The organism is Bacillota bacterium, assembly GCA_030019365.1.
Classification (GTDB): domain Bacteria; phylum Bacillota; class Sulfobacillia; order JACIYH01; family JACIYH01; genus JACIYH01.
Map to the genome: position 1 here is coordinate 121,525 of JASEFA010000002.1, position 21,440 is coordinate 142,964.

Consider the following 21,440-nt stretch of genomic DNA (forward strand, 5'->3'; position numbering starts at 1 on the left):
CGCGCCGATCGCGGCGTATAGTCCGCGGTCGGGCGCGGATCGCGGCGTATAGTCCGCGGTCGCGCGCCGATCGCGGCGTATATTCCGCGGTCGGGCGCGGATCGCGGCGTATAGTCCACGGTCCACCCCGACATCGTGGCGTATAGTCCACGGTCGGACCGGCGACTGATGTCGATCTGGACCGTATCCTCGAGCGGGAACCGGTAGAGGCGTCACGGATCAACCGGGGAAGCCGCGCGTCTGCTGCAACTCGCCGGAGGCCGCCGCCGTCTGTTATCGTGGGTGGGGCGTAGTGAGCACCACCCGATGGGACAGCCGAGGTAGTCCAATGGGCCGGCCTGATGGGAGGGCCTGATGGGAGGGCCTGATGGGAGGGCCTGATGGGCCGGCCTGATGGGAGGGCCTGATGGGCCGGCCTGATGGGACAACCCGCAGGGAGGGAGTGGCCGCACACATGGGCAGACCGTTGAGAGAGCTAGCCGTTTTCACCGTGCTCGTCGTGTTGCTCGGGGGTGCGGTCGCAGGGCCGCAACTCGGCCGAGCGGACGGTCCCGACGCTGGCGGCGGGCACTGGGCGCAGGAGAGTGTCCGCTTCATCCAGGAGATCGGGCTGCGCGCTCCCGCGCCAGCGGGGGCAGAAGAACCGAACTATGGTGCTCCCGTGACCCCGACCGAATGGAACTCCATGGTGTGCCGCCTGTTCGGGGCGGTGCCGGGGGACGACCGCGGCTTGGGCAGCTTGCGCTACTGGCTGTGGTGTTATACCGGCGCCTTCGGTACCGAAGAAGGGATAGCCCGGGGGCACGCCTTTGGAGCGTTCATGAAGATCCTCAACCTGTACGGCCGGGAGAAGTTGTCCTCCCTGGGACCCCCGCGCCACGCCACCAGGTTCGCGGACTGGGCCGAAGTACCGGACCGCCAGGGGGCTCTCGTAGACGTGGCCGTGGAGCGCGGGCTCATCGTGGGATTCCCCGACGGTACCCTGCGCCCCCGGCAGTATCTCACCCTGGGCGAGGCGGCCACCTTCCTGCGCCGGGCGGTGGAGAAGTTCGAGCTTACAGAGCGGATCCCGGTTCCCTCCCTCCCCGTGAACCTGACGGAGAAGAGTACCGGGGATCTCAGGCTGGTCCTGTATACGGATAGGAGTCTGTACCGCAAAGGGGAGACGGTCGGGGTGGTGGCGGGCGTGGAGAACCGGTCCTCCCGGGAACTGGCTTTCACGCGTTGGAACATCGGGGACCCCGCGATATACGTACGGGCTGAACCGGTTGACCCGGGATCGCCCGCACCTCGCCTGACCCTGGAGGAGGAGGGGCTTTCGCCCGTCCGGCTGCCGGCGGTGAACACCGGCACCCTGGCGGCGGGAACCAGCATTACACAGCGCATTGCCTGGAAGACGGTATTCCCGGGGACATCCCTGCCAGCCGACGCCCCGGATCAGCCTCCCGAAGCTTTGCCCCCGGGGAAGTACCGGATAACGGCTTCGTTCTACCTGCAACCACTGTCTGTCGCCGGCACGGAGGGGACCGCCACCACCGAGACCAAGGGCGGGACCCAACTTGAGCCGACGGAGATCTCCGCCAGTGTGGAAATCGAGATCGCCGGCGAGGGCACCATCCTCGTAAACACCGACCAGGCCCGCGACCTGGCCCTGAAGGACCCTGAAGTAGGGCGGTGGTGGGATGCTCACGCGGGCCGAAACCTCGTTAAGCAGGAGAACGGGCAGTGGTACGTCAAGACCCCGGAAGGCTGGCAAAAGGCCACCGGAGAATACGCCTCTACGGTTGCCAACCTGCTTCCGGACGTCCAGGTGACCTTCGCGCGGGGCCTCTGGGAGGTTGTCATGCTCTGCAAGATGGGAGACCCGCCCCATCGCCTGGTGGTACACGTGCATCCCTACACGGGCCAAATCGTCGATCGGCAGGCCCACGAGCGCTGAGCCTCCAGGGCCCGGCATGCGCGGCGATGATGACGAGGGCGGGGGTTGGCTGGCAGAAATCCCCGACCTGCCTGGGTGCGCTTCGATATTCCAGAGCCCACCCACATCTCGGAAGACTATAACGGAATGTCTGAGAAAGTACTGGGCGTACCGATACTGCTGCCGCCGGTGCTTGTCGATGAGAAGCCGAAACGCAAGCGGCCAAAGCGGACCAGCCCCTCATCCTGACTGCCGACCCATGGCTCCCGTCTGCTACTTTTCACCTGCCACCTGAAAGCCCGAGCTCGTGAGTTCCTGGATTTGGGGGCGTATCGCCTTGACCAGGCCATCCACCACTTCGATCGTGCGGTCTTGAAGCTGCCCCCAGTCCTCGGTATCTTTCAGGCCCCGAGCCGGCGCGCCGGGCCAGTCAGGGAGACCGATCGCCGTACAGGTGACGCCACCTGCGCTCTTCCTCTTCGCTCATTTCCAGGTAGGTCTTCCCGGCGTCCAGGTCGGCCAGCAGGAAGCGGGCACCCTGGTTGTCCATGGGATTGAGCCACAACATGCGGACGAACACGGCGCGGGCCTCGTCCGTCCTGCCCAGCCGCCAGAAACTCAACCCCAGCCCGTGCAGGCAGCGCAGGAAGGGACGGTTGTCGATCATGCTCCACGGCAGCACGCCGCGGAAGTCCGGCCCCAGCGCGAGATCCCCCATCTGGACCCCGGCGAGGTAGGTGTGCAGGGCACGCTCAACCTGCCCGTACCACTTGTCCTCGCCGAAGTACATGTTGCCCAGGTGGGCGTAGGCGTCCAAACAACGCAGGTCGGCCTCCAGGCACCTGTGGAGCAGGCGTCGGGCACCCTCCCAGTCACCCGCCTCCTTGAGCTCCACCGAATCGCTGATGGGGTCGATCATTTCGGCCAGGTTGGCACCCGGCACCACCTGTTCCATTTCGTAGGCCGGTCGCGGGCCGGCCAGGATGATCTCGCGCTCCCAGGGAGACACGTCCGGGTGTCGGAGCAGGGCCTGCAGCACCGCTTCCCGCCACCTGCGCTCTTCACCCCCACCCTCGCCTTCATCGCCGCCTGCGGCTTCGCGGCGGCGGCGATCCCCATTGGGGTGCACGGCTCCCCCCACCAGCGGGACCTCCACCTCGTGGACGTTCTCTTCCGCGCCGTCCTCCTCGGCGAGCACCTCGTCCAGGTCCGCCGCCACGCCCTCTTCCGCGAGGATTTCGTCCAGGTCCACCGCCAGCCAGTGTTCTTGTAGGGGATCCCAAATGCCTTCGGGGTGCAGAACAAGGGGCGGGAGCCCGAAACTGGCTGCCACCGCAGCCATGTCCACGCGCGCGGCCACCACCTTGCCCGACAAGTAGTGACCCCGCATGTAGCTCCATTCCTTGATGGGCACGACGGTGAGGATCTGGCCCTCGGCTTCGTCCCGCACGCCGCCCGCCGGCCGAAAGGTCACGATGCCGCCGTCGGTGAGCCTCCGGCAGCGCACCGCATTGAACTTCACCGCGATCGCCAGCAGCTCCACCGCTTCCGGGGTCCCCGGCCCCGCCTCCGAGAGCGATTGCGTCACAGCGCCATCTCCGAGTTCCCCAGGCGCAACGGACCCCCACCTCCGCCCCGTCCGAGGTCTTCGCGGCAGCCGCCCTGAGCTCCTTCACCCCCGGTCGCCCACGGGGGCGACGACCCCATGCGTGGTGGCGGCCACCCCGCCCGGGATGGCGCTATCCAGACGGGCGGTGACCATCTCCATGCGCAGCCCGTACCGGTCAAGTTCCTCCCCTTCGTCGGGCAGCACCCGGAAGCCGTGCTCGCTGCCGAGCCAGGCGTTGACGGCAAGGGCCAGGGCGTCCAGCACGTCGTCGGCAGCGGGACTCCCCCGCCTCTTGCTCCGGGGCACCCCAGCGATGAACGCGTCCACGTCCGGGACGTAACGGCGCAGCATCGCGAGCCTCTCGTCGCGTCCTTCCTGACCCACCTTGCAGCCTGATCCTCTCGCGAAACAGCTGCCTCATTCGGTCGCTCTGGTGGATCACCCGTGCTGGCAACGCTTGCACCTCCGGCTCGCCTCGTACGACACCCACGCTGAGCTATCCCAGGCTTTACACGGTTTAACCGCGTCACTCAGACTTTCGGAGGTGAGGGCCGGCGAACTCCGAGTATCGCGAAGCCCAGGTCACCCCAGGTCCATCCCCCGTATTGCCGGAACAAGGTCATGGGGAACGCAGTGGCAAGGCCTCCCACCGTGACGTGTACGACACCATCACCCGTTCCTCATACTCCGCCATGGTTGGCGGACGTACCCCCTTTGGCGCCTCTGCGCTGCCGCCACACCCTGCCGGTGGTACCGTTGATAAGGTGTTCCAGGTTTGGTACTCTTCAGATAGCGCGATGGGTTACCAATCCTGCGACAAACTGGGGCATCTGGGGTACGCGGGGTAGCTGCATGATGGCGTAGGGGCTTCGCGCGGGGGCGTGAGCCGGGGCCAGAGAAAGACGGCAGATGTGCTGAGTGATGGGGAGAGGACAATGGCGGCCTGCAACTGCTGTGAGCCTGCGGATGCCAATACAACAAACAACGCAGCAAGCGACACAGGAAACAACATGGGACAACACGGAGCACATGGAGAACCCGAGGAGGACCGCGTGGCGGGCTTCCCCGCGGAGATGCTCCGCTTGAACGGCATTTGCCCCTATTTCTCGATGTTCCCCCTGGATTTCCCGCTGGCACACCTGAGCCAGGCAGGATTTGGCGAGTGGGTGCTCGACCCCTTTTGCGGCCGGGGGACCACCAACTACGCGGCCAGGCTGCTCGGGTTGCCCTCGGTGGGGGTCGACCGGTGCCGCGTAGCCGTCGCCATCGCAGCCGCCAAGGTGGTGCAGGTCACCCCCGAGGAAGTCACCGCCCTGTGCGCCCGCATCCTGCAAGCCGGCGCTGAGCCCGCAGACGTACCCACCGGGCCCTTCTGGGACCTGTGCTACCACCCGGCAACGCTCCTTGAGATCTGTAAGGTCCGCGAAGCCCTGTTACGCGAATGCATCACCGAGCCCCAGGTTGCCTTACGTGGGATCATGCTGGGCGCCCTGCACGGCCCCTTGCAGAAAACCGGGGCCGCTTACCTGTCCAACCAGATGCCCCGCACGTATGCAACCAAGCCGAACAGCGCCGTCAACTTCTGGCTCAAGCGCGGCCTGAAGCCGCCCAGGGTCAGCCTGCTGGAGGTCGTATCCCGGCGCACGCACCGGTTCTTCGCGACCATACCGCCGCGCACCCCCGGGTGGATAATGGAGGACGACAGCAGGAGCCTGGACGATCACGTTTTCCCCGAGCGGTTCCGCTGGGTGGTCACTTCGCCACCTTACATGGGGATGCGGAATTACGTACCCGACCAGTGGCTGCGCAACTGGTACCTGGGCGGGCCCCCCAGCGTCGATTATTCATATGAAGGTCAGATCGGCCAACTGAGCGGTGATGCCTTCGCGACTGCCCTGGCCGAGGTGTGGCGGGCCGTGTCCCGGCTCTGCGCACCGGGGGCCCGCCTGGTGGTGCGCTTCGGGTGCATACCCAGCGCCCGGTACAGCGGGGCGGAAGTCCTCACGAGGACCCTCGTCCTCGCCGACTGCGGCTGGGCCATCAGAGAAGTGCGCAGCGCCGGGCCCTCGACCCGGGGGAAGCGGCAGGCCGAGCAATTCGGCAGGGCGGGAACCGCCTTGGAAGAGGTAGACCTGGTGGCCCAACTGGAGGCGTAGCCATGCTGGAACCGGAAACCCTGAGGCAGGTGCGCGAACTGATCGCCCGCCGGGCGGAGGAAGACCGCAGGGTGCTGGACGACCTGTGCCGCGAGGTGCGCCCCCTCGCCGGGAACGTCAAACCCATACGGCCACGGTCGACCACGGCGGTCTCGCTGGTGGGAAGTGATGGGGGAAACAACCGGCTCCTGTTCGACCCCTTCTTCATGCAGTTCGTGCGCGTGGTTGACTCCTACGGGCAGGAGCACCACATCGAATGCGTCTCCCCCACCACGGACACGGAGGCCCTGAGCCGGGCCCAGTTCACCCCCGACGGAAAGCCGAAAACGGCGCTCGGGGTCATGATGACCGAACTGGGTGTGCATCCGCCCCTGCTGTGGAATCTGAGCCCTATGATACCGGAGGCAGCCACTCTCAGGAACCATCCCGAGATGGTCTCCCCGTCGTGGATCCAGGTCTACCGCGACCTGTGCGAATGGGCCGTGCTGTACGACCGCATCCGCAACCACTCCTTCGCCACGGATACCCTCATCGTGCGGGACGGCATGCTGCGCAGCAAGGTGTTTCGCGGAGAGCTGTTCATCAGGTGGCGCCAGAAGATAGAGGAGGCGATTGAGAGGGTCTGGCGGACGCAGCGGCGGCGCGTCTACCTGGTGGGGATCGCCAAGCGCAGCAAGGTGCTGGATCGCTACCGCCTGGCCCTGGCCATCGAGAGCGTGATGTTGCGTGATGAAGCCTGCTACGTGCGCGTGCCCAGAGAGATGGAGGCAAAGGCTTTCGTCTGGCCCGAGTGGGCTCGCGGGCCGGAGGCCGAAGGCGGCGAACGCGAGGCGCCCAAGTTCGTCGCCGGCGACATGTACTTCGTGCGCTTTGGCTCCCGACCTGGGGACCCCATCTGGACGATAGACGTGTTCTCCTGCCAGAGCGAGAGCGCAGGCGAGATATTCGGGTACCTCCTGGCCGACGCCATCGCGGGCTTCCCCGTGCCCCTCTACCCTCGGTGCCTGCAGAAGGCCCACGAGTATGCCCAGGTGACCGGCTTCGACCTCACCATCCTGCAGGACGAGATCTACCAGGCGGTGCGCGACCTGCTACCCCACGACAAGCGGGGGATCCTGGATGAGGCCCGACTTCACCCCGAGGTCGGCATGGGAGGTGCGTCATGAGCCTCAAGCTATTCCGCAGGGAACAGGTGGCGGGGATCTTCCGCGGGTTCAACGAAGGCGGCCTCGAATTCCACGCCGACCTGGTCCTGCCCTACCGGGAGGACTACCAGAACAGCCCCATGCACGGCCAGTTCGTGGTGGTGCAACTGGAAACCGAGAGCGAAGCCGTGCTGGGCAGGATCTGCTCCATCGCCGCCGAAGGCCGCCTGACCTCAAGCGAGGGCGAAGACTACGGGGTGCGGGCCGTGGCCGAGGACCGCCCCATACCGGAGGAACTGCGCGAGCGTTACCTCAAGTACCGCATCAACATACGGGTACTGGGAGTGGTCCGGGTGGTCGGCGACCGCCTCGTCTTCGCCGCCTCCCACCGCCGCCTCCCCCATCTGGGCAGCAAGGTAGCCTTCCTGGCGGAAGACGTGCTGCGGGAGGTGGCCGGCCACAACCTCCCCGGCGGCGAGCTGGGCTACCTGGCCCTGGGCGAGTACATCTTTGCGGGCGACGACGTCAACGCCAGCAACCCGACCGTCACCGTCGAGGACTGGATGCAGATCAGGCACCCCAGGGTTACGCCCAAATTCGACATCCGGGGCCTGGTGTCGTGCCGGAGCTTCGTTTTCGCCCGGGCCGGGTTCGGCAAGTCCAACCTCACCAAGCTCCTGTTCAGCAACCTCTACCGGGATACCCCGACGGTCCAGAAACGCGGCGGGCGCAAGGCCCCCGTGGGGACCATCATCTTCGACCCGGAGGGCGAGTACTTCTGGCCCGACGACCAGAACCGGCCGGGCCTGTGCGACGTATCCCACCTGGAAGACAAGCTGGTCCTCTTCACCAACCGCACGGGCCCCAGCGCCTTCTACCACTCCTTCGTCGCCAGCGACATCAGGCTGGACATCCGCAGGCTGCGCCCGGCGGACGTGGTGTCCATTGCGTTGCCGCCCGAGAAGCAGGACCAGCAGAACGTGCGCAGGCTGAAGCAACTGAACGACTCGGACTGGAGCCGCCTGGTGGATGAGATCTACGCCCAGGGCAACCTGGCCGACCCCGCCGTCATCTGCGAACTGCTGCACCTGGAAAAGACACAGGAGGCGGAGATGGCCGCCGCCCGCGCCAACATGACCACCATCGTCAAGATGCTGCACGACCCCGGCAGCCAGATGCTGGACATGCTGATCAACTCCCTCAAGGCCGGCAAACTGTGCATCGTGGACCTATCCCAGATGCGGGGGCAGGCGGGGCTCATCCTCTCGGCCCTCATCCTGCAGCGGATCTTCGACTACAACCAGGAGCAGTTCACGCGCGCCGACCCCGAACCATCCCCGTGATCGCGGTAGTGGAAGAAGCCCAGGCGGTGCTGGGCTCCTCCGGCGGGACCTCCGGCTATGCCCCCTACGTCACCTGGGTCAAGGAGGGCCGCAAATACGACCTGGGCGCCGTGCTCATCACCCAGCAGCCGGGCAGCATCCCCCACGAGATACTGAGCCAGGGGGACAACTGGTTCGTCTTCCACCTCCTGTCCACCGGCGACCTCCTCGCCCTGAAGAAGGCGAACGCCCACTTCAGCGACGACATCCTCAGCGCGCTGCTCAACGAGCCCATCCCCGGCCACTGCGTCTTCTGGAGCAGCGCGGGCGGCAAGAGCTACCCCGTCCCCCTCCGCGTCATGTCCTTCGAAAAGATGTACACCGCCGCCGACCCCACCTACACCAGGCCCGCAGCACCGACGTACGCCGCCCAACTTCGCGCTACCTTCGCGACGCGACTCGCCCCCGCTCCCGGCCGCCACGCCGGGCCGGCGCCCGATTCCGAGGAAGGGGAGGGTGCCGAAACCCCGGGTACGCCGCCGGTGGATACCCAGAAGCTTTGGGTGGAAGAGGCGGTCAAGCGTATCCAGGAAACAGACCTGCCCGAGAAGGTGCGCACTCAGGGTCATCCCTGGAAGGGCATACAGGTGGAGATCGAAGGGATCCTCCCGGACCACGTGGTGGATAAGGACCACGACGCATACCGGCTGATGCCGCAGGTGCTGGACGCTCTGTTCGGCAAGGGAGCATGGACCACCGAGAGAAGGCCCAAGAAGAAGGGGACCGGCTACACCGCATACGTCACCTTGAAGCCCCCCGCCCCAACCTAGGGCCCTGCCGCCCGGCGACCGACTCCTGTGAAGTTGGGTGCCAACAGAAGCCTGGCTATCCTAGCCCTTTCGCTGGGTGAAATCAAAGGTAGATCGGCTCGTGTGATAGTACCCTGACCCCATCTCGGTTAAGTCCGCTCACTCTGACGAACTCCTCGAGTTGCTGAGCGCTGTTGTGAAAAAGGATCACCTTCCAGCCAACATCAAGCAGGCTTTCTGTGAATGATAGAATCGCGGGTTCGGACGAGTGGAAACTCCAGTCCGGAGACGCAACTCTAAGTACCTGCCAAGGCTTCTCCTGATACAGTTCCCTCGGAAGAGAGCTCCTTAAGGCCAGCGTTCCTACTAGCAGGAGATTACTATCTTGGATCCGCCGCCGGACGGTATCCAGTCTAAGCACGTCCCTCAGCGTAACGAAAGCGACCACGTTCTCTCGCTCCCTGCACAGCCGGAGCGCACTCAGCGGGTATACCCTGTGGCTTTCAATAAAGTCCGACAAACTTCCCCTAAACAGTGAGGAAACAACTGGATCCTTAATTCTTCTGGCCAGAACATCTCCCCAAAGGTGTCTACAAAGTTCATAGGTGCGTGCGTTTATAAAGAGTTTGATGTGGGAGTCCCCCGGGGTGGCGCGTGTTAGGTGAAACGCCCTGAGGTAGGCGTAAACGAGGAGCTCAGGGCTATCGGAAAGGAAGAGTACGTTCCTCGTTTGGACCCCCTCGACCATTTTCTGCAGAACCAGTTCTGGCGAGTTCTCCTCGTTGATGACCACAGAGCCAAAAGCCTTCCCCACCAAGGCTCCGTCGAGAATCAGCCACTTGCGCGGAGTAAGAATCTTCTGCAGCTGTGAAAGGAGTCTCGGGAGGAAGTGCAAGAACCCGTTCCCAAGACAGCAGTCTCCGAGGTAAACCAGTGTGGTACCGGCACCGGTATACACCAGCGCCTCAGACCCAGGGCAGTGAAATGTAGGGAAGAATGACAGAGGGTCTGGATATGATTGCCCTTCGGTCAAATAGACGCGGCCTACTAATGAATTCCTCATCTGTGGCGGAGCTAGGAGAGCAAGTTGGGCCAAGCTGGCTCGGGACATGAGAACCGGGACACCAAGACTCCTGAGTAACTCCCACAAACCACCTGAATGGTCCCGGTGAAAATGAGATACAAAAACCGCCCTTAACTGATCAATCTCTGCCCAACGGACTCCGAACCCGGTGTCAAGGAGGATAGATCCAAGTTGGCCCTTGAGGAGGATGCTCTGACCAGTAGGTTCAGCCGACATATTCACGACCGATTCCAGCTTCCCGATGTCGACCTTGAGGGGCAAGTCCTTGCCCATAAAGCGCGCAAGGGTGGTACGTGGGACCCGCGCCCTGCTCCCGGTCACCAACGGATACCAGCCAGTTGCAAGCGTAACCTCCTCACGCTTTAGGAACAACTCTTCCCTGACTGCCGGGACTGGTCGCAAGAATACGACCCCAATGCGGTAGTCGAAACAATCATGATCTTGCCTCATAAACCTCCAAAAACGGACCCATTCGATGTTAGCATATACAGCCGGCATCGTGACTCGGACATGGTGAAAGAAGGCTGCTTGCGGGCACGGAGGCATCGTTACCGCCTGCAAAGCCTGTCTGGCACGGCGAGTCGGGCCAAAAAACGGCTTCCCTTCGATCGTCTCATATGGAATACCGTTACACTCTCTGGCGATGATGCGCCCTTGGCGCGGCATAACCGTCTCGTCAAACCCCTTTACAGCTTTGAACCTGGGGTTCCCTGCTAGGAATCCCCGCCCCTGCTTCTCGTTCACCAGCCGACTCTCTTGAAGATCCCCACCAAGCCGAGGGCAGAGTGGTTCCAACCTCCCGCGACGTTGTTGGGTTGCCGGGAACCTTGCCCGCGCTCAACGGTAGACCCCCAATCCCGTAGGACCAGCCTGCCAGCCCAAACCGTGTTCTCCGGCTCTTGCGTAACGATCCTTGAGTTCGGGGGGAAGGAGGGGGAAGAACGCCCCCACGGGGCCGTGCCGGCGGAAGACCGCAGGGGAAGCTCTGCCTGCGAAACGGCGGACCCTGATCACCCCACGCGAGACAGATACCACAGTCCATGTAGAACGCCCCAGCACGAACACCTCGTCGAAAACGGCGTGGACGGCTCCTATCTCCTTACCGGAATCGACGTCGATTACCCTGTACTCGCTTTGGTCTGGGATGTTGGAATGAATCCGCCCCGCTTCGCCGGCATCCATGAGCTTCTGCGAGGGACACCACAGGCCCCGAGCCTGCTCCACCCAACCGTGGCCCTCCAAATTGCTCAGGACCAGTGTGGCCTCATACCCGGAGCAAAGTGGAGAAACCAAATCGATCAACTCTTCCTGGTTCAGGCCCCCCGGGTGTTGATAGATGCAGGATAGGGCTTGCTGGACAACGACGGACAGGTCCGGCTCGTATACCTGAACCGGCAGTTCACCCGTTGCCGCCGCCTCGAACATGGCCTCCAGCACAGAGCGTTCGTCCGGCGAGGTGCAAAGCGCCGCCACCTGGACGGTGCCGCGCCGCCGATTGCCGCGCCCAATCCGCTGGAGCAGGGCCGTGATACTCCACGGCACCTCTGCAAGCACCACCAGATCGATGTCACCGATATCGATCCCTACCTCCAGGGTCGACGTCGCCACGCACACGGCTACGTCGGCGTCCTTCATCAATGTTTCTGCCTCTTCTCGGAGCTGGCGACTGAGACTTCCGTGGTGCGCGACTACGGGGTAAGGGTGCCACACACGGGCCAGTTCAGACGCAGTCTGCTCGACCGACTCCCGCAGGTTACAGAAGCAAAGTAGCTTCCTCCAGCCCTGAGCGCGCGCCAGCGAGTGCACCTCCTGGTGGGAATTCAGCAAGTGGTACACCATCTGGCGTGGCTCCCCCGCGCGAACCAGTTCGAAGGTCGATGCGTATCTGCTTGCTGTGTCCGCCGGCTGAGACAGGGTGGCAGACAACAGGTGCACCGAGGGTGGCGAAGTTGCCACCCTCTCCAGGCGGCGGAGCAGGACGCGCAGTTGGTCACCGCGATACGTGCCGTCAAGCAGGTGAATCTCGTCGACGATCACCACCTGCAGTTGCTCAAACGCACGGGGTCGCCTGCACAGCAGGGAATCCAGGGACTCCGGGGTCGTGATAAGGCACTCGGGGAGTTGGCTGGGCAACATGGGTCGGTCCCCGTGCTTGAGGGCGACACTGATACCCATCTCCCCGAGCGGACCAGCCACGCGAGCATGGGTGTCATTGGCCAAGGCGCGGGTCGGCACCACGTAGAGCATCGCCACGCCCTGACGACGTTCGCTGATGTAACGCTCAGCCACCGGAGCAACCACGGCTTCGGTTTTCCCCGATGCCGTGGGCGCAGCCACAGCCACGTTATACCCGTCAAGAACCTTGGGGATGGTAAGCACCTGAATGGGCGTGAACCTGCCGAAGCGCCCAAAGAACGGGGCCCAACTCCGCCTCAGCCGGCTACGGATCAATCTCTCTTCCTGCCGGGTCACGCCAGCACCTCGGCCACGGGCCGACGGTCTCCGAAGCGCATGAGGTCCAATGCCTCTACGGCCGCCTTCACGAACATCCTGGTGAGACCTCCACGGTCCTTGACCCGGCGGTAAATCAAGTCAACGATTGGGTCCTTCTCCAGGAATCCATAAGCGCTGTCGTAGATGAGGCAGATCTCCTCGAACAAACCCTTAAGTGCCTGCTCGCCGAGCGGCTCGAGGTCAAGCCTTACTGGCGTCCCGGACTTGGACAGGTAGTCGAGGAGCCACACCGGCGTGAATGCACACACGACCTTCAAACCGCTCGGATCACGGTACAGGAAGGGGATTTCGGAAGCGGAACCCATGCTACAGTAATCAAACCCCGAGCGGAGCGGGGGCCCCGCCATTTTCGGGTCGTTGGCAGCGGTACGCATCAGCGCTTGCAGGAAGTTGAGGCCCTTAAGAAACTGGTACCCATGGCCGGCCTGTGTTGCCGCCTCCGCCTCATCGATAAGTACCAGCAGTCCCTTCAGGTCCATTACCTGTAGGGCCGCCCAGCCAAGAGCGCTTAACAGGTAGCAGTATATGTTGGCGGCGGTGGTAAAGTCGTATAAAGATGGGAACTGCGGGTAACTGACGTCCGCAACCGGCCGCGGCGTACTTTCCCTGGCTTCAATCCACTCCCACAGGCACTCGTCGGGGGAGCGAGCCAGATGCTGGAAGTATTCATGGTCGGTAAGGCCGCCTCTTGACAGGACTTCGCGGAGGAACTCGCGAAAGCCGCCGGGCTGCTGCTCCCCATGCCGGGGATAACGAAAGCTCTGAATCAAGCTCGCGTACACGCGCTTGGGTTTGTGAAACGGCGTCTCCGAGGGATCCATGTCCACAGCGGCGACGGCAAACCCTTCCCGCAAGGCCCGGCCGCGCACATATTGGACGAGATGGCTTTTCCCTACACCATAGGCTCCCACCAGGAAACAGACTTGGTGTTGGCCGTCGCCGAGCCAGTCCCTCAGCGCACGTGTCTCACTGTCCCTGCCAAACGTGAACTCATCTACCAGGTCGTATGGCACCACTCCAAGGCGAAAGGCTTCAATCATCCTGCGGTGTCTGAAGGATTCGTCGGCGGGCTCGCGGGGGGCCGGGCTGACCCGTGCAGGTAACATCAACGGCGGTACATCGCTCAGCTCGTCCACTCTGACCCAACGCTTGCGCCCATCTGCGAACTCAACCAGTGACTCAAAACCCCTGTGCCGGGTCCGAAGCACCCTCCCCCGCCCGAATCTTCTGTGGGATACCAGGCGCCCCACCATAACACGCTACCTCAAGTCGTCGACGGAAGGCGGAACACCCTTTTGCCTAAGATGATGGAGAGCTCTCACAATAGTCTTCACAAACAACCGCTTATAGCCCTCGTCTGCATAATGCTGATCAGCTGCGAAGCCGGCGACACTGGTGATGGTGGCGGTCAAATGCTCGTCGCGGAACTGGCACCCATAGGCAACCCGGTATACTTCAGCCAGCTTCTGGCCGATGGACTCCAGGAACTCCACTGGGTCGGAAACAACGCTCTCCAAGTTAATCCGTACTCCCGCCGGATTCAGCCCACCGAAAACAGTGTCAAGCCTCTGTTTGAGAGCCTCGTATATCTGAGTCCGTCCCTCCAGGAAATTGTCATCTGGCACCGCATAAAAAATCATGGCTCCCTGAAAAGACGTGTGACCGCAGGCGTCGATGACCTCCCTCAGATTGCTGAGGTGCTGGTCTCGCTGTCGCGTCGAAAGGCTGGGCACTCGTTCTGCTTCGTCGAGCAACACAACAAGACCGTTGTACCCCATTTGCCTGAGACACTGGACGAGGGAGCGGATCATGGTGAACGCTGTACTCCTGTCGATCCGCTGGAGAATGCCGTGCCGTGAGTGTGTCTTACGGTCATAGGACTCACCGGTCAACCATTGACATATGTTCTCGAAGTCGTCCTCGCGCCTCTGGGCAAGCGCACGGAGAGATGCCTTTATCGCCCTCAGGAAACTCAAACTTTCTACACCGCTGAGGCGTTCCACGTCCGCCTCCAGTTCCGAGTACAAAGGTTCACCGCTCAAGCCTTTACTGCGGCATTCCTGGAACTTCATGGCGTACCAGCCGCGCAGAAAGCTCGCCATGCCATACTCGAATCCGCTGAGGAGATCCTCGGGGGTTAACGACGGGAGTATGCCGCGAGCTATGGCACCATAAACCAGATCCAGTCGGTGAAAGGGGCTCTCGCCCGGGCTCAGGGCGACGTAGGAGACCACGAAGTTATGCTTCCAGGCAACATCACGGATTGAGTACAGGAGGTGCGTCTTTCCCCCACCATACATACCGATGACCAACTTGAAGGCGGAGCCCCCTTGCGGGATAAACGAAGAGAGGTATTCATCCTCGATTATTGCCAGGTACGGCTCAAAGCCCACGCTGAAGAACTGGAAGCCGTATTCGGGCGGGACGCCGTGGGCCCCCACCGTGTCGATGATGCGGCGGGCAACGGCCTGGGTGAGTTCGCTCATGGCATCTCCCCCTCGAATCTCAGGTGAGAGTAAGCGGTGCCCTTCCCCGATTCATCGTCAGGAACCCACAGGAAGTCCTGACGCCGCTTGGTGTACTCCCTCGTGGCCACGGCCAGGCGCAGGTGCGTGTCAGAAGGTGATACCCTGAGAAACCGGGTCAGCCGAAACAGGTCGTAACTGAAATCAGCGCGTCCATAGCTCCGGTACAGTTCCTTGCGGGGATCCTGGTGGAAGCGGGCGTCCTGCACGAGGTGGGCCACTTCTCCCAGGATGGCAGTTATGGGGACCCCCTTCGCGACTGCCGCCGACACCTGACGGGCGTAAGCCTGGCGTAGCTTACCAAGGAACTCGGGCTCAGGGATACCCGAACCCAGTCTCTTCATAATGCCCTCAAGTCGGGAGGCCATATCAGCCGGGCGCAGGGGACATTCCTCAAGCCTCTCCTGCTTGGGGCCATACCACACCGTGGCCTTGCCGCGCACGAAATCCAACTGCAGAGTGAACAGCCCCGACTTGAGTTCCGGGTACTGCCCGCGCAGTGGGAACCCCTTCTCCGCCAGCGCCGCCTCCAATTCCCGTCCGAAGCGCACCCTCAATTCGCTCTCGGCCTGTGAGAGTAGGGGTTCGTACTCCCCAACCCAGTGGCGCAACCCATCGGTGTCGAGGGGCGCTTGATCCAGTTCCTCGATCAGCCTGACCAGCTTGTTCACGCGCGACCGTAACTGGGCAACGTGGTCTCCACGCTGTTGGTCTAGTCTCCGGATCTCTTCGTACAGTTTGAGAGCTCCGTCCAGCCTCTTCTTGTACTCACCAAGTGCTTGACCCAAATCACTCAACTGCTTTCACCTCTCCTCTGTCGCACACCCGCGCCTCGCCATGCCCGCGGCGATACCCCCCCCGCCGTCTTGCCCCTTCCCAAAGACCGCCGACAGCCCGGTCAGTGGAGCAAGGCATGGCACCCATTACCACGAACTTGGCACATCGTAAAATACGACACTACTCGCGCTGCTTCCTGGTCCGCCATCGATGTCTAACCGGCACTGCACTTCGGGCTCAGCGTGCACCTGGGGGTTAGCACCTGTGCGGGTAAGCCGCTTGCGCAATCCATTCTCTAGTCAAGGACACCCGTGAAAGCCGTGGCGCAGCGACGACCCTTGGAACGCACCCCCTTCTTCACCTGATCTCGCCCTGCCGACCGACGCAGTCCCCACCGGTGCTCTCGTCTCCGCTAGCCGGGAAGCGATCGTCTACTACTGTGGCATGTACAGCGCGAGGATGCCCCGGCAATTCGGCCGCCAACTCCGTCGAGCGTTGGGCACCGACACCACTTGCCACGGCTGGGACAGGGCGCCTTTGCCGCCCCGCGCGAGGCCGTGGAACGCGTCGCACTCACCCAGGGCCTCAGGCGCTGGCAGCCCTAGCCCCGGGCATAGTAGAGGCCATTGGACGCGGCAGAGGCGCGCGCTACCTTCTGGCCCGGCGTTTCTACACAACAAGTGGCCAGCGAGCACTTTACACCCTCCGGAGGGGACTTGACCGGGAGCAAAACAAGGCCCTGCTAGTCAAGCACCTTCAGGATGTTTTCCCAGAGGGCTGCGCGATGGCCGAGCTTCAGCAGGTCGTGCCGGCCCTGTCCCGCGCGTTCGTCAAGCTCCTCTTGGATGATCTCCGCCGCGAAGGCAAGGTTCGACTCGACTACCGGAGGCGGCGGTCGCGCTGGTTCGCCGTACAACCGCCTCAAAGGTGGGGTGCGCAGTTGAAAACAGTTGCACCCAGCCCGGCGTCCTATGGCTCAGACGAACACAAGTGAGCCATAGATGAACCATAGCTGAGCCATAGCAGATGGAAAACAAGGACTGCTTTGGTCAGCGATTTCGTGCGCTGCCCAGCCACGGCATCAACCAGTGCGCGGACGTCTGAATCGCTCAGATAAAGGCCGAAGCGAACCAGGCAGTGTATCATTACCAACGGGTCGATCTTCTCCGCCGAGTGAAGTCAAGGGGAGAGAGTACATGAAGAGGGCTTAGATTATTCGAATCGACCAGGTTTTATGTGATGCCGACCACGATTCCGTTATGCCGACCACCGTTGCAAGTGATGTCGACCAGGGTTCCATGCGATGGCGACCAGTCGGAGCGCAGCGACGCTGGTGGGGTGGTCACGAATCGCAGTGGTCGGCTTCCCGTGTATTGTTCTTTACCCTTCTCATCGGTTCCCCCCTAAGCGTGATTTTGTGGGAGCTGTGAACGAGCCGGTCAAGGATGGCGTCGGCCACGGTGGGGTCCGAGATCGTCGCGTGCCAGTGCTCGACGGGAATCTGGCTGGCCACGACGGTGGAACGTGTCCCCGATCGGTCGTCGATCACCTCCAGCATGTCCCGGCACTCCTGACCCCAGCGGTGTGATGCCCCAGTCGTCTAGCACGAGCACTTCGCCCTTCACCAGTATGAGAAAGGCATAGGAACCGTCTGCCCGCGCGATGGCCAGTTCCGAAAGCAGCCTGGGTACGCGGTAGTATCTGGCGCTGAACCCCTGCCGGCAGGCAGCGTTGGCGAGCGCACACGCCACGAAGGTCTCGCCCACTCCGGTTGGGCCCACAACGATGGCTCCTTGGTGGGCCCGAATCCAGTTGCCCGTGGCCAGGCTCCGCATGACCGCGCGGTCAAGGGCGCGAGGCACTTGGTAGTCGATGACCTCTATGCACGCCGGCAGCCTGAGGTTGGCCGCCTTGAGCAACCTGACCAGGCGGCGATCCTGCCTGGAGATCCATTCCTGGTCCGCCAGCAGGCCGAACCGCTCCTCGAAGGAGAGTCCCTGCACATCTGGCTCGTGCCCCTGGGCCAGGAAGCCCTCCGCTATCCCAAACAGCCGCATATCCCGCAACCTAGCCACGGTCTGCTGATCAAGCATGCCCTGATCCCTCCTCACTGTAGTACGAGGAGCCCCACAGATTGGGGTGCTCCCCAACCGCCCGAAACAACCAGCCCGTTCACTCGTCACCCAGGAACAGTCCTGGCAGGAAGACTAGGCCATCCTGTCGAAAGGACCTGACTAAGAGTACTTTCCTTGAGGAAAGGGGAATTAGGGTGTCGAGTTACCCCTACACCCAGGTTCCTGGGAAACTCAAGGCATTCATGGATCGAATCCAGCAAGCCGGACGCCCGGAAGTAGTTGACAAGAAGTGGCTGGCCTCCAACGGTTTCAAAAGCACGAGCGACGCCTCTATTATTCCTCTGCTCAAGTTTATAGGCTTCATCGACCACTCCGGCAAACCGATGGACCGCTGGGTGCAGTACCGCGATAGAGACAGGGCACCATTGGTCCTTGGCCAGGCCATTGAAGAGGCTTACTCGGACTTGTTTCAAGTGTTCCCAGACGCACCGCAGAGATCCGCCGAGGAACTGGCGAACTTCTTCAGGAGCCGTTCGAAAGCGGGGGAGCAGGCTATCTCCAAGATGGTTAGCTCATTCAAGGCATTATGTAATCTAGGTGCTTTGCGCAGCACACCAGCAACCGGGGCTGACGTCCCTTGTAGCACAGACAAGGCAGGGACAACTCCGGCAACGCCCGAGCTAACCCGGCGGTCGCCAGCCGGCATCACCATAAACATTAACCTTCAACTCACCCTGCCGGAAACTACCGACGAGACAGTCTACGACAAGCTATTTGCATCGTTGCGGAGGCACCTGTTTGAAGGGGACGGGCGTGCTTGATACACCTGGCACGCGAGTGGTTATCTAGGGTAAGAGCGTTCGGCGAGGAAGTGCACGGAATCTTGTCATGGTGCGAGGCGTCGCCCTCACGGGTGTTATCCCTCGACAAGACGAGACGGCAGTTGCAATTGCTATCGCCTCACCAGAGCGAACTGTTCGAAGAAGCCTTGTCGTGCATCGAACATGGATTGCATCGGGCAGCTCACGTGATGGCTTGGGCTGGGTTCATCGATTTCTTCCAGCGCAAACTCGTAAGTACCGGGATGGACAGGGTCATCAGGCTCCGACCCGATTGGGCGAGATACCGTTCCATCGAGGAACTGCGGGAACACGTAAGCGATTTTGAGCTAATCAGAACCGGTGCTGAGATGGGCCTTGTGTCCAGGAATGAGATGAAGACTCTGCACGGTCTGCTTTCCATCCGCAACGAATGTGCCCACCCAAGTAGTTACAGTCCCGCGCTCAACGAAAGCCTCGGATACGTGGCGCAACTCCTCAAACGGCTTGACCAACTGACGCAAAGGACGTTGTGAGGCCTGTAAGTGCACGGAGCGGGCCGGTTCGAACCGGCAGCCCCACCGCGCTAAGCAAGAGGTGGGGGTTTGCGCCGGCCATCGCGGTTAAGGGTCCCACGAGGTCGCCCGGGGCTTACGACAGAGAGAGGCCCTTTTGGGCGGCGGCCATGGGGTCCTTGTAGAAGATGGGGTCGACGTGCTCGATGATGTCGGAGGGTACGTCAAGGAGGTGGCGCTTGTTCTCTATGGGGATCAACGCGCGTCTGGCCCCGTTGTCCATGGCCACACGGAGGGGCTCGGCCAGGGAGCGCACGGGCTTGGGGTTACCCTGCACGGTCATATCGCCGAGGATCAGCATGGCAGGCAGCACGGGCAGCTTCTTGATGGCGGAGTAGACGGCCAGGAAAAAGGCCACGCCTGCGTCACAACTGACGCGGGTACCGAGGAGGTCGATGCCTTCTACGTAGAAGTCGGTGGTGTCCAGCTGGTGACCGATGCCCAACTCCACCTTGTGGCCCTGCATGTAAGAGAAGGCGCGGTTGAGGGCTTCCTTCATGCTGGTGTCCATGCCGCCGGCCACCTTAAGCTTACCAGTGCCAGTAGACGTGCCTACCTCGATGCGGAATAGGGCCACCCTGCCGTCGTCGCCGACTGAGGCAGCATAGAGGGAACCAGGAGCCAGCGGGTCGGGTGAAATCAGGTTACGGCCCCCCTCTTCGGGCACGCCGACGAAACGTTCCTCCCTCGTTTCCTGGTCGATGAACGAGAAGCTGGTCTGGTGATACTCGAACGGCCCGAGTTTCTTGAGCTGCTCCTTCACTCGCCGTCGGCCCTCGAGGGCCATTTCGAGGTACTCCCGGAGTTCGTCCTTCGTCCATTCGCCGTGCGGGTGCAGGAGCTTGAGGTAGCCGGCCACGGTCTTGCGCACGGCCTTGGCGTCCCGCGCATTGAGGTGGGAGCCCAGGGCGAAGTGGCTGTCCATGGCCTCGGCGAGGTTGTGCTTGCGCAGTTCCTTAAGAGCCTCTGCCAGATAGTCAGAGACGAAGCCGTAGTGATCGGTCAGGAACTCGTTCCGGACCTTGGGGATCTCCCACCCCGGCAAATAAAAGTGAATGCGGTCCAGGAAGGCCATATCCTCCCGTATGACTTCCGGCAGGGGGGCGAACAGGGTCGAGCTGCGCACCATCACCTCCACCGGCTGGTTGGTGTTGCCAAACATAGCCACGCTGGCGCTGGCAGACAGGGACTCCTTGCCCCTTGCGAAGGAACCGGACTCGCAGTATGTCTTAAGGGTGGTTATGACCTCTTTGGGCATTTTCTCCAGATCGGCAACCTCGTCGAAGGCTATGGCATCCCACAGGCCTACCAGACCCATCTTGCCGCTGGCGATGTTGTAAAAAAGATTGGCGACCGTGGTGGGCCCGGTAAGCAGGATGACGTAGGGAGAAAGCTCCTGGTAAACGAAGGATTTGCCCGTTGCCCGGGGACCCAGTTCGATGAAGTTGTAGTTTGACTCGACCATGGGGATGAGGCGGGCGAGCAGTAACAGCTTGAGCCGCCGCTCGAAGTGGGTAGGTTCCAGCCCGATGCTGCGGATCAGCAGGTCGAGCCACTCATCGGTACCAAATTGGGTCCGGCCCCGCCGGAACTCGTCGAGACGCATCTCCGCCAGCTGTATTGGTTCAAGAGTGTCGATCCAGAAGGGGCTGCGCCGTCGGGACACGGTGTCGTCATAGCTGTGGCGTATCTCGACACGAGCCCAGATCCCACCTAGCAGCAGGCGATCATACTGCCTCACGTACTCCTCAGGGATGTGAACATGTCTGTGCCCGAAATGGACGAGCTCAGCCCAGTACTTGTTGTCCTCGGATACGTAGCGCACCTTGACCTTGTCTATAAAAGAGTGGCGACCCTCCTGCTGGACTCTGGCCTGAGCCTTCATGGCCTCATCGGGGCGTACGTAGTTCTCAGCCACGGTATCATTGACCACTTTGAGCCCCAGTTCCAGGGCCACTGGATCATCCGTGGCGCAGTATTTCCCGAGAAGGTACTCGAGGACGAAGACCGGAACGTTGGCCCCGACCTTCACCTTGCGGACCAGGTCCTTGCGCACCACCCGGCCGGGGAAAACCTGATTGGCCTTCAGATCCAGCGCGTCTGTGGCGACCAC

General features: G+C 62.4%; 13 protein-coding genes and 2 pseudogenes. 6 read left to right on the forward strand and 9 right to left on the reverse strand.

The genetic code is table 11. The features are described 5' to 3' along the window. Positions 1 to 454 precede the first annotated feature (454 nt). Positions 455 to 1,939, forward strand: a complete 1,485-nt coding sequence (locus QME70_03940) for an S-layer homology domain-containing protein (protein MDI6893758.1) — start codon at positions 455 to 457, stop codon at positions 1,937 to 1,939. 409 nt (positions 1,940 to 2,348) lie between these two features. Here the strand turns inward: QME70_03940 and QME70_03945 are convergent, their stop codons facing one another. Further along, the gene (locus QME70_03945; protein MDI6893759.1) at positions 2,349 to 3,506 is read right to left on the reverse strand and encodes a hypothetical protein; all 1,158 of its coding nucleotides are present in this window, start codon (positions 3,504 to 3,506) and stop codon (positions 2,349 to 2,351) included. Between the two features lie 84 nt (positions 3,507 to 3,590). Continuing rightward, on the reverse strand, positions 3,591 to 3,911 hold the full coding sequence (locus tag QME70_03950) for a DUF429 domain-containing protein (GenBank protein MDI6893760.1): 321 nt from the start codon (positions 3,909 to 3,911) through the stop codon (positions 3,591 to 3,593). A 689-nt stretch (positions 3,912 to 4,600) separates the two neighbouring features. Here QME70_03950 and QME70_03955 point away from each other — a divergent pair. The 3 genes and pseudogenes from QME70_03955 to QME70_03965 all read left to right on the forward strand — a co-directional run bounded on the left by QME70_03955 (position 4,601) and on the right by QME70_03965 (position 8,980). Then, positions 4,601 to 5,683, forward strand: a complete 1,083-nt coding sequence (locus QME70_03955) for a DNA modification methylase (GenBank protein ID MDI6893761.1) — start codon at positions 4,601 to 4,603, stop codon at positions 5,681 to 5,683. 2 nt (positions 5,684 to 5,685) lie between these two features. Continuing rightward, positions 5,686 to 6,849 carry a hypothetical protein gene (locus QME70_03960; protein MDI6893762.1) on the forward strand — a complete coding sequence of 388 codons (1,164 nt, stop codon included), beginning with the start codon at positions 5,686 to 5,688 and terminating at the stop codon, positions 6,847 to 6,849. After that, positions 6,846 to 8,980 (forward strand): annotated as a pseudogene (locus QME70_03965) (ATP-binding protein). Before QME70_03960 ends, QME70_03965 begins: the two are co-directional and overlap by 4 nt. Before the next feature lie 82 nt (positions 8,981 to 9,062). Here the strand turns inward: QME70_03965 and QME70_03970 are convergent. From QME70_03970 to QME70_03990, 5 genes are all read right to left on the reverse strand, one after another. Continuing rightward, positions 9,063 to 10,787: an MBL fold metallo-hydrolase gene (locus QME70_03970; GenBank protein ID MDI6893763.1), complete on the reverse strand. Its 1,725-nt coding sequence runs from the start codon at positions 10,785 to 10,787 to the stop codon at positions 9,063 to 9,065. 93 nt (positions 10,788 to 10,880) lie between these two features. Next, the gene (locus QME70_03975; GenBank protein ID MDI6893764.1) at positions 10,881 to 12,515 is read right to left on the reverse strand and encodes a DEAD/DEAH box helicase; all 1,635 of its coding nucleotides are present in this window, start codon (positions 12,513 to 12,515) and stop codon (positions 10,881 to 10,883) included. Continuing rightward, positions 12,512 to 13,693 (reverse strand): DUF2791 family P-loop domain-containing protein, encoded by a 1,182-nt coding sequence (locus QME70_03980; protein ID MDI6893765.1) that lies wholly within the window; start codon positions 13,691 to 13,693, stop codon positions 12,512 to 12,514. Before QME70_03980 ends, QME70_03975 begins: the two co-directional genes overlap by 4 nt. 123 nt (positions 13,694 to 13,816) lie before the next feature. Further along, on the reverse strand, positions 13,817 to 15,043 hold the full coding sequence (locus QME70_03985; GenBank protein ID MDI6893766.1) for a DUF2791 family P-loop domain-containing protein: 1,227 nt from the start codon (positions 15,041 to 15,043) through the stop codon (positions 13,817 to 13,819). Next, positions 15,040 to 15,879, reverse strand: coding sequence for a hypothetical protein (locus QME70_03990; GenBank protein MDI6893767.1), 840 nt, complete (start codon positions 15,877 to 15,879; stop codon positions 15,040 to 15,042). The genes QME70_03985 and QME70_03990 overlap by 4 nt, the downstream gene beginning before the upstream one ends. A gap of 764 nt (positions 15,880 to 16,643) precedes the next feature. Here QME70_03990 and QME70_03995 point away from each other — a divergent pair. Beyond that, on the forward strand, positions 16,644 to 16,853 hold the full coding sequence (locus tag QME70_03995) for a hypothetical protein (GenBank protein MDI6893768.1): 210 nt from the start codon (positions 16,644 to 16,646) through the stop codon (positions 16,851 to 16,853). Between the two features lie 348 nt (positions 16,854 to 17,201). Here QME70_03995 and istB read toward each other — a convergent pair. Then, positions 17,202 to 17,952 (reverse strand): annotated as a pseudogene (istB, locus tag QME70_04000) (IS21-like element helper ATPase IstB). A 176-nt stretch (positions 17,953 to 18,128) separates the two neighbouring features. Here istB and QME70_04005 point away from each other — a divergent pair. Then, positions 18,129 to 18,755 (forward strand): DUF5343 domain-containing protein, encoded by a 627-nt coding sequence (locus QME70_04005; protein ID MDI6893769.1) that lies wholly within the window; start codon positions 18,129 to 18,131, stop codon positions 18,753 to 18,755. Between the two features lie 648 nt (positions 18,756 to 19,403). Here QME70_04005 and brxL read toward each other — a convergent pair. After that, entirely contained in the window at positions 19,404 to 21,440 is a 2,037-nt protein-coding gene (brxL, locus tag QME70_04010; GenBank protein MDI6893770.1) for a protease Lon-related BREX system protein BrxL, read from the reverse strand.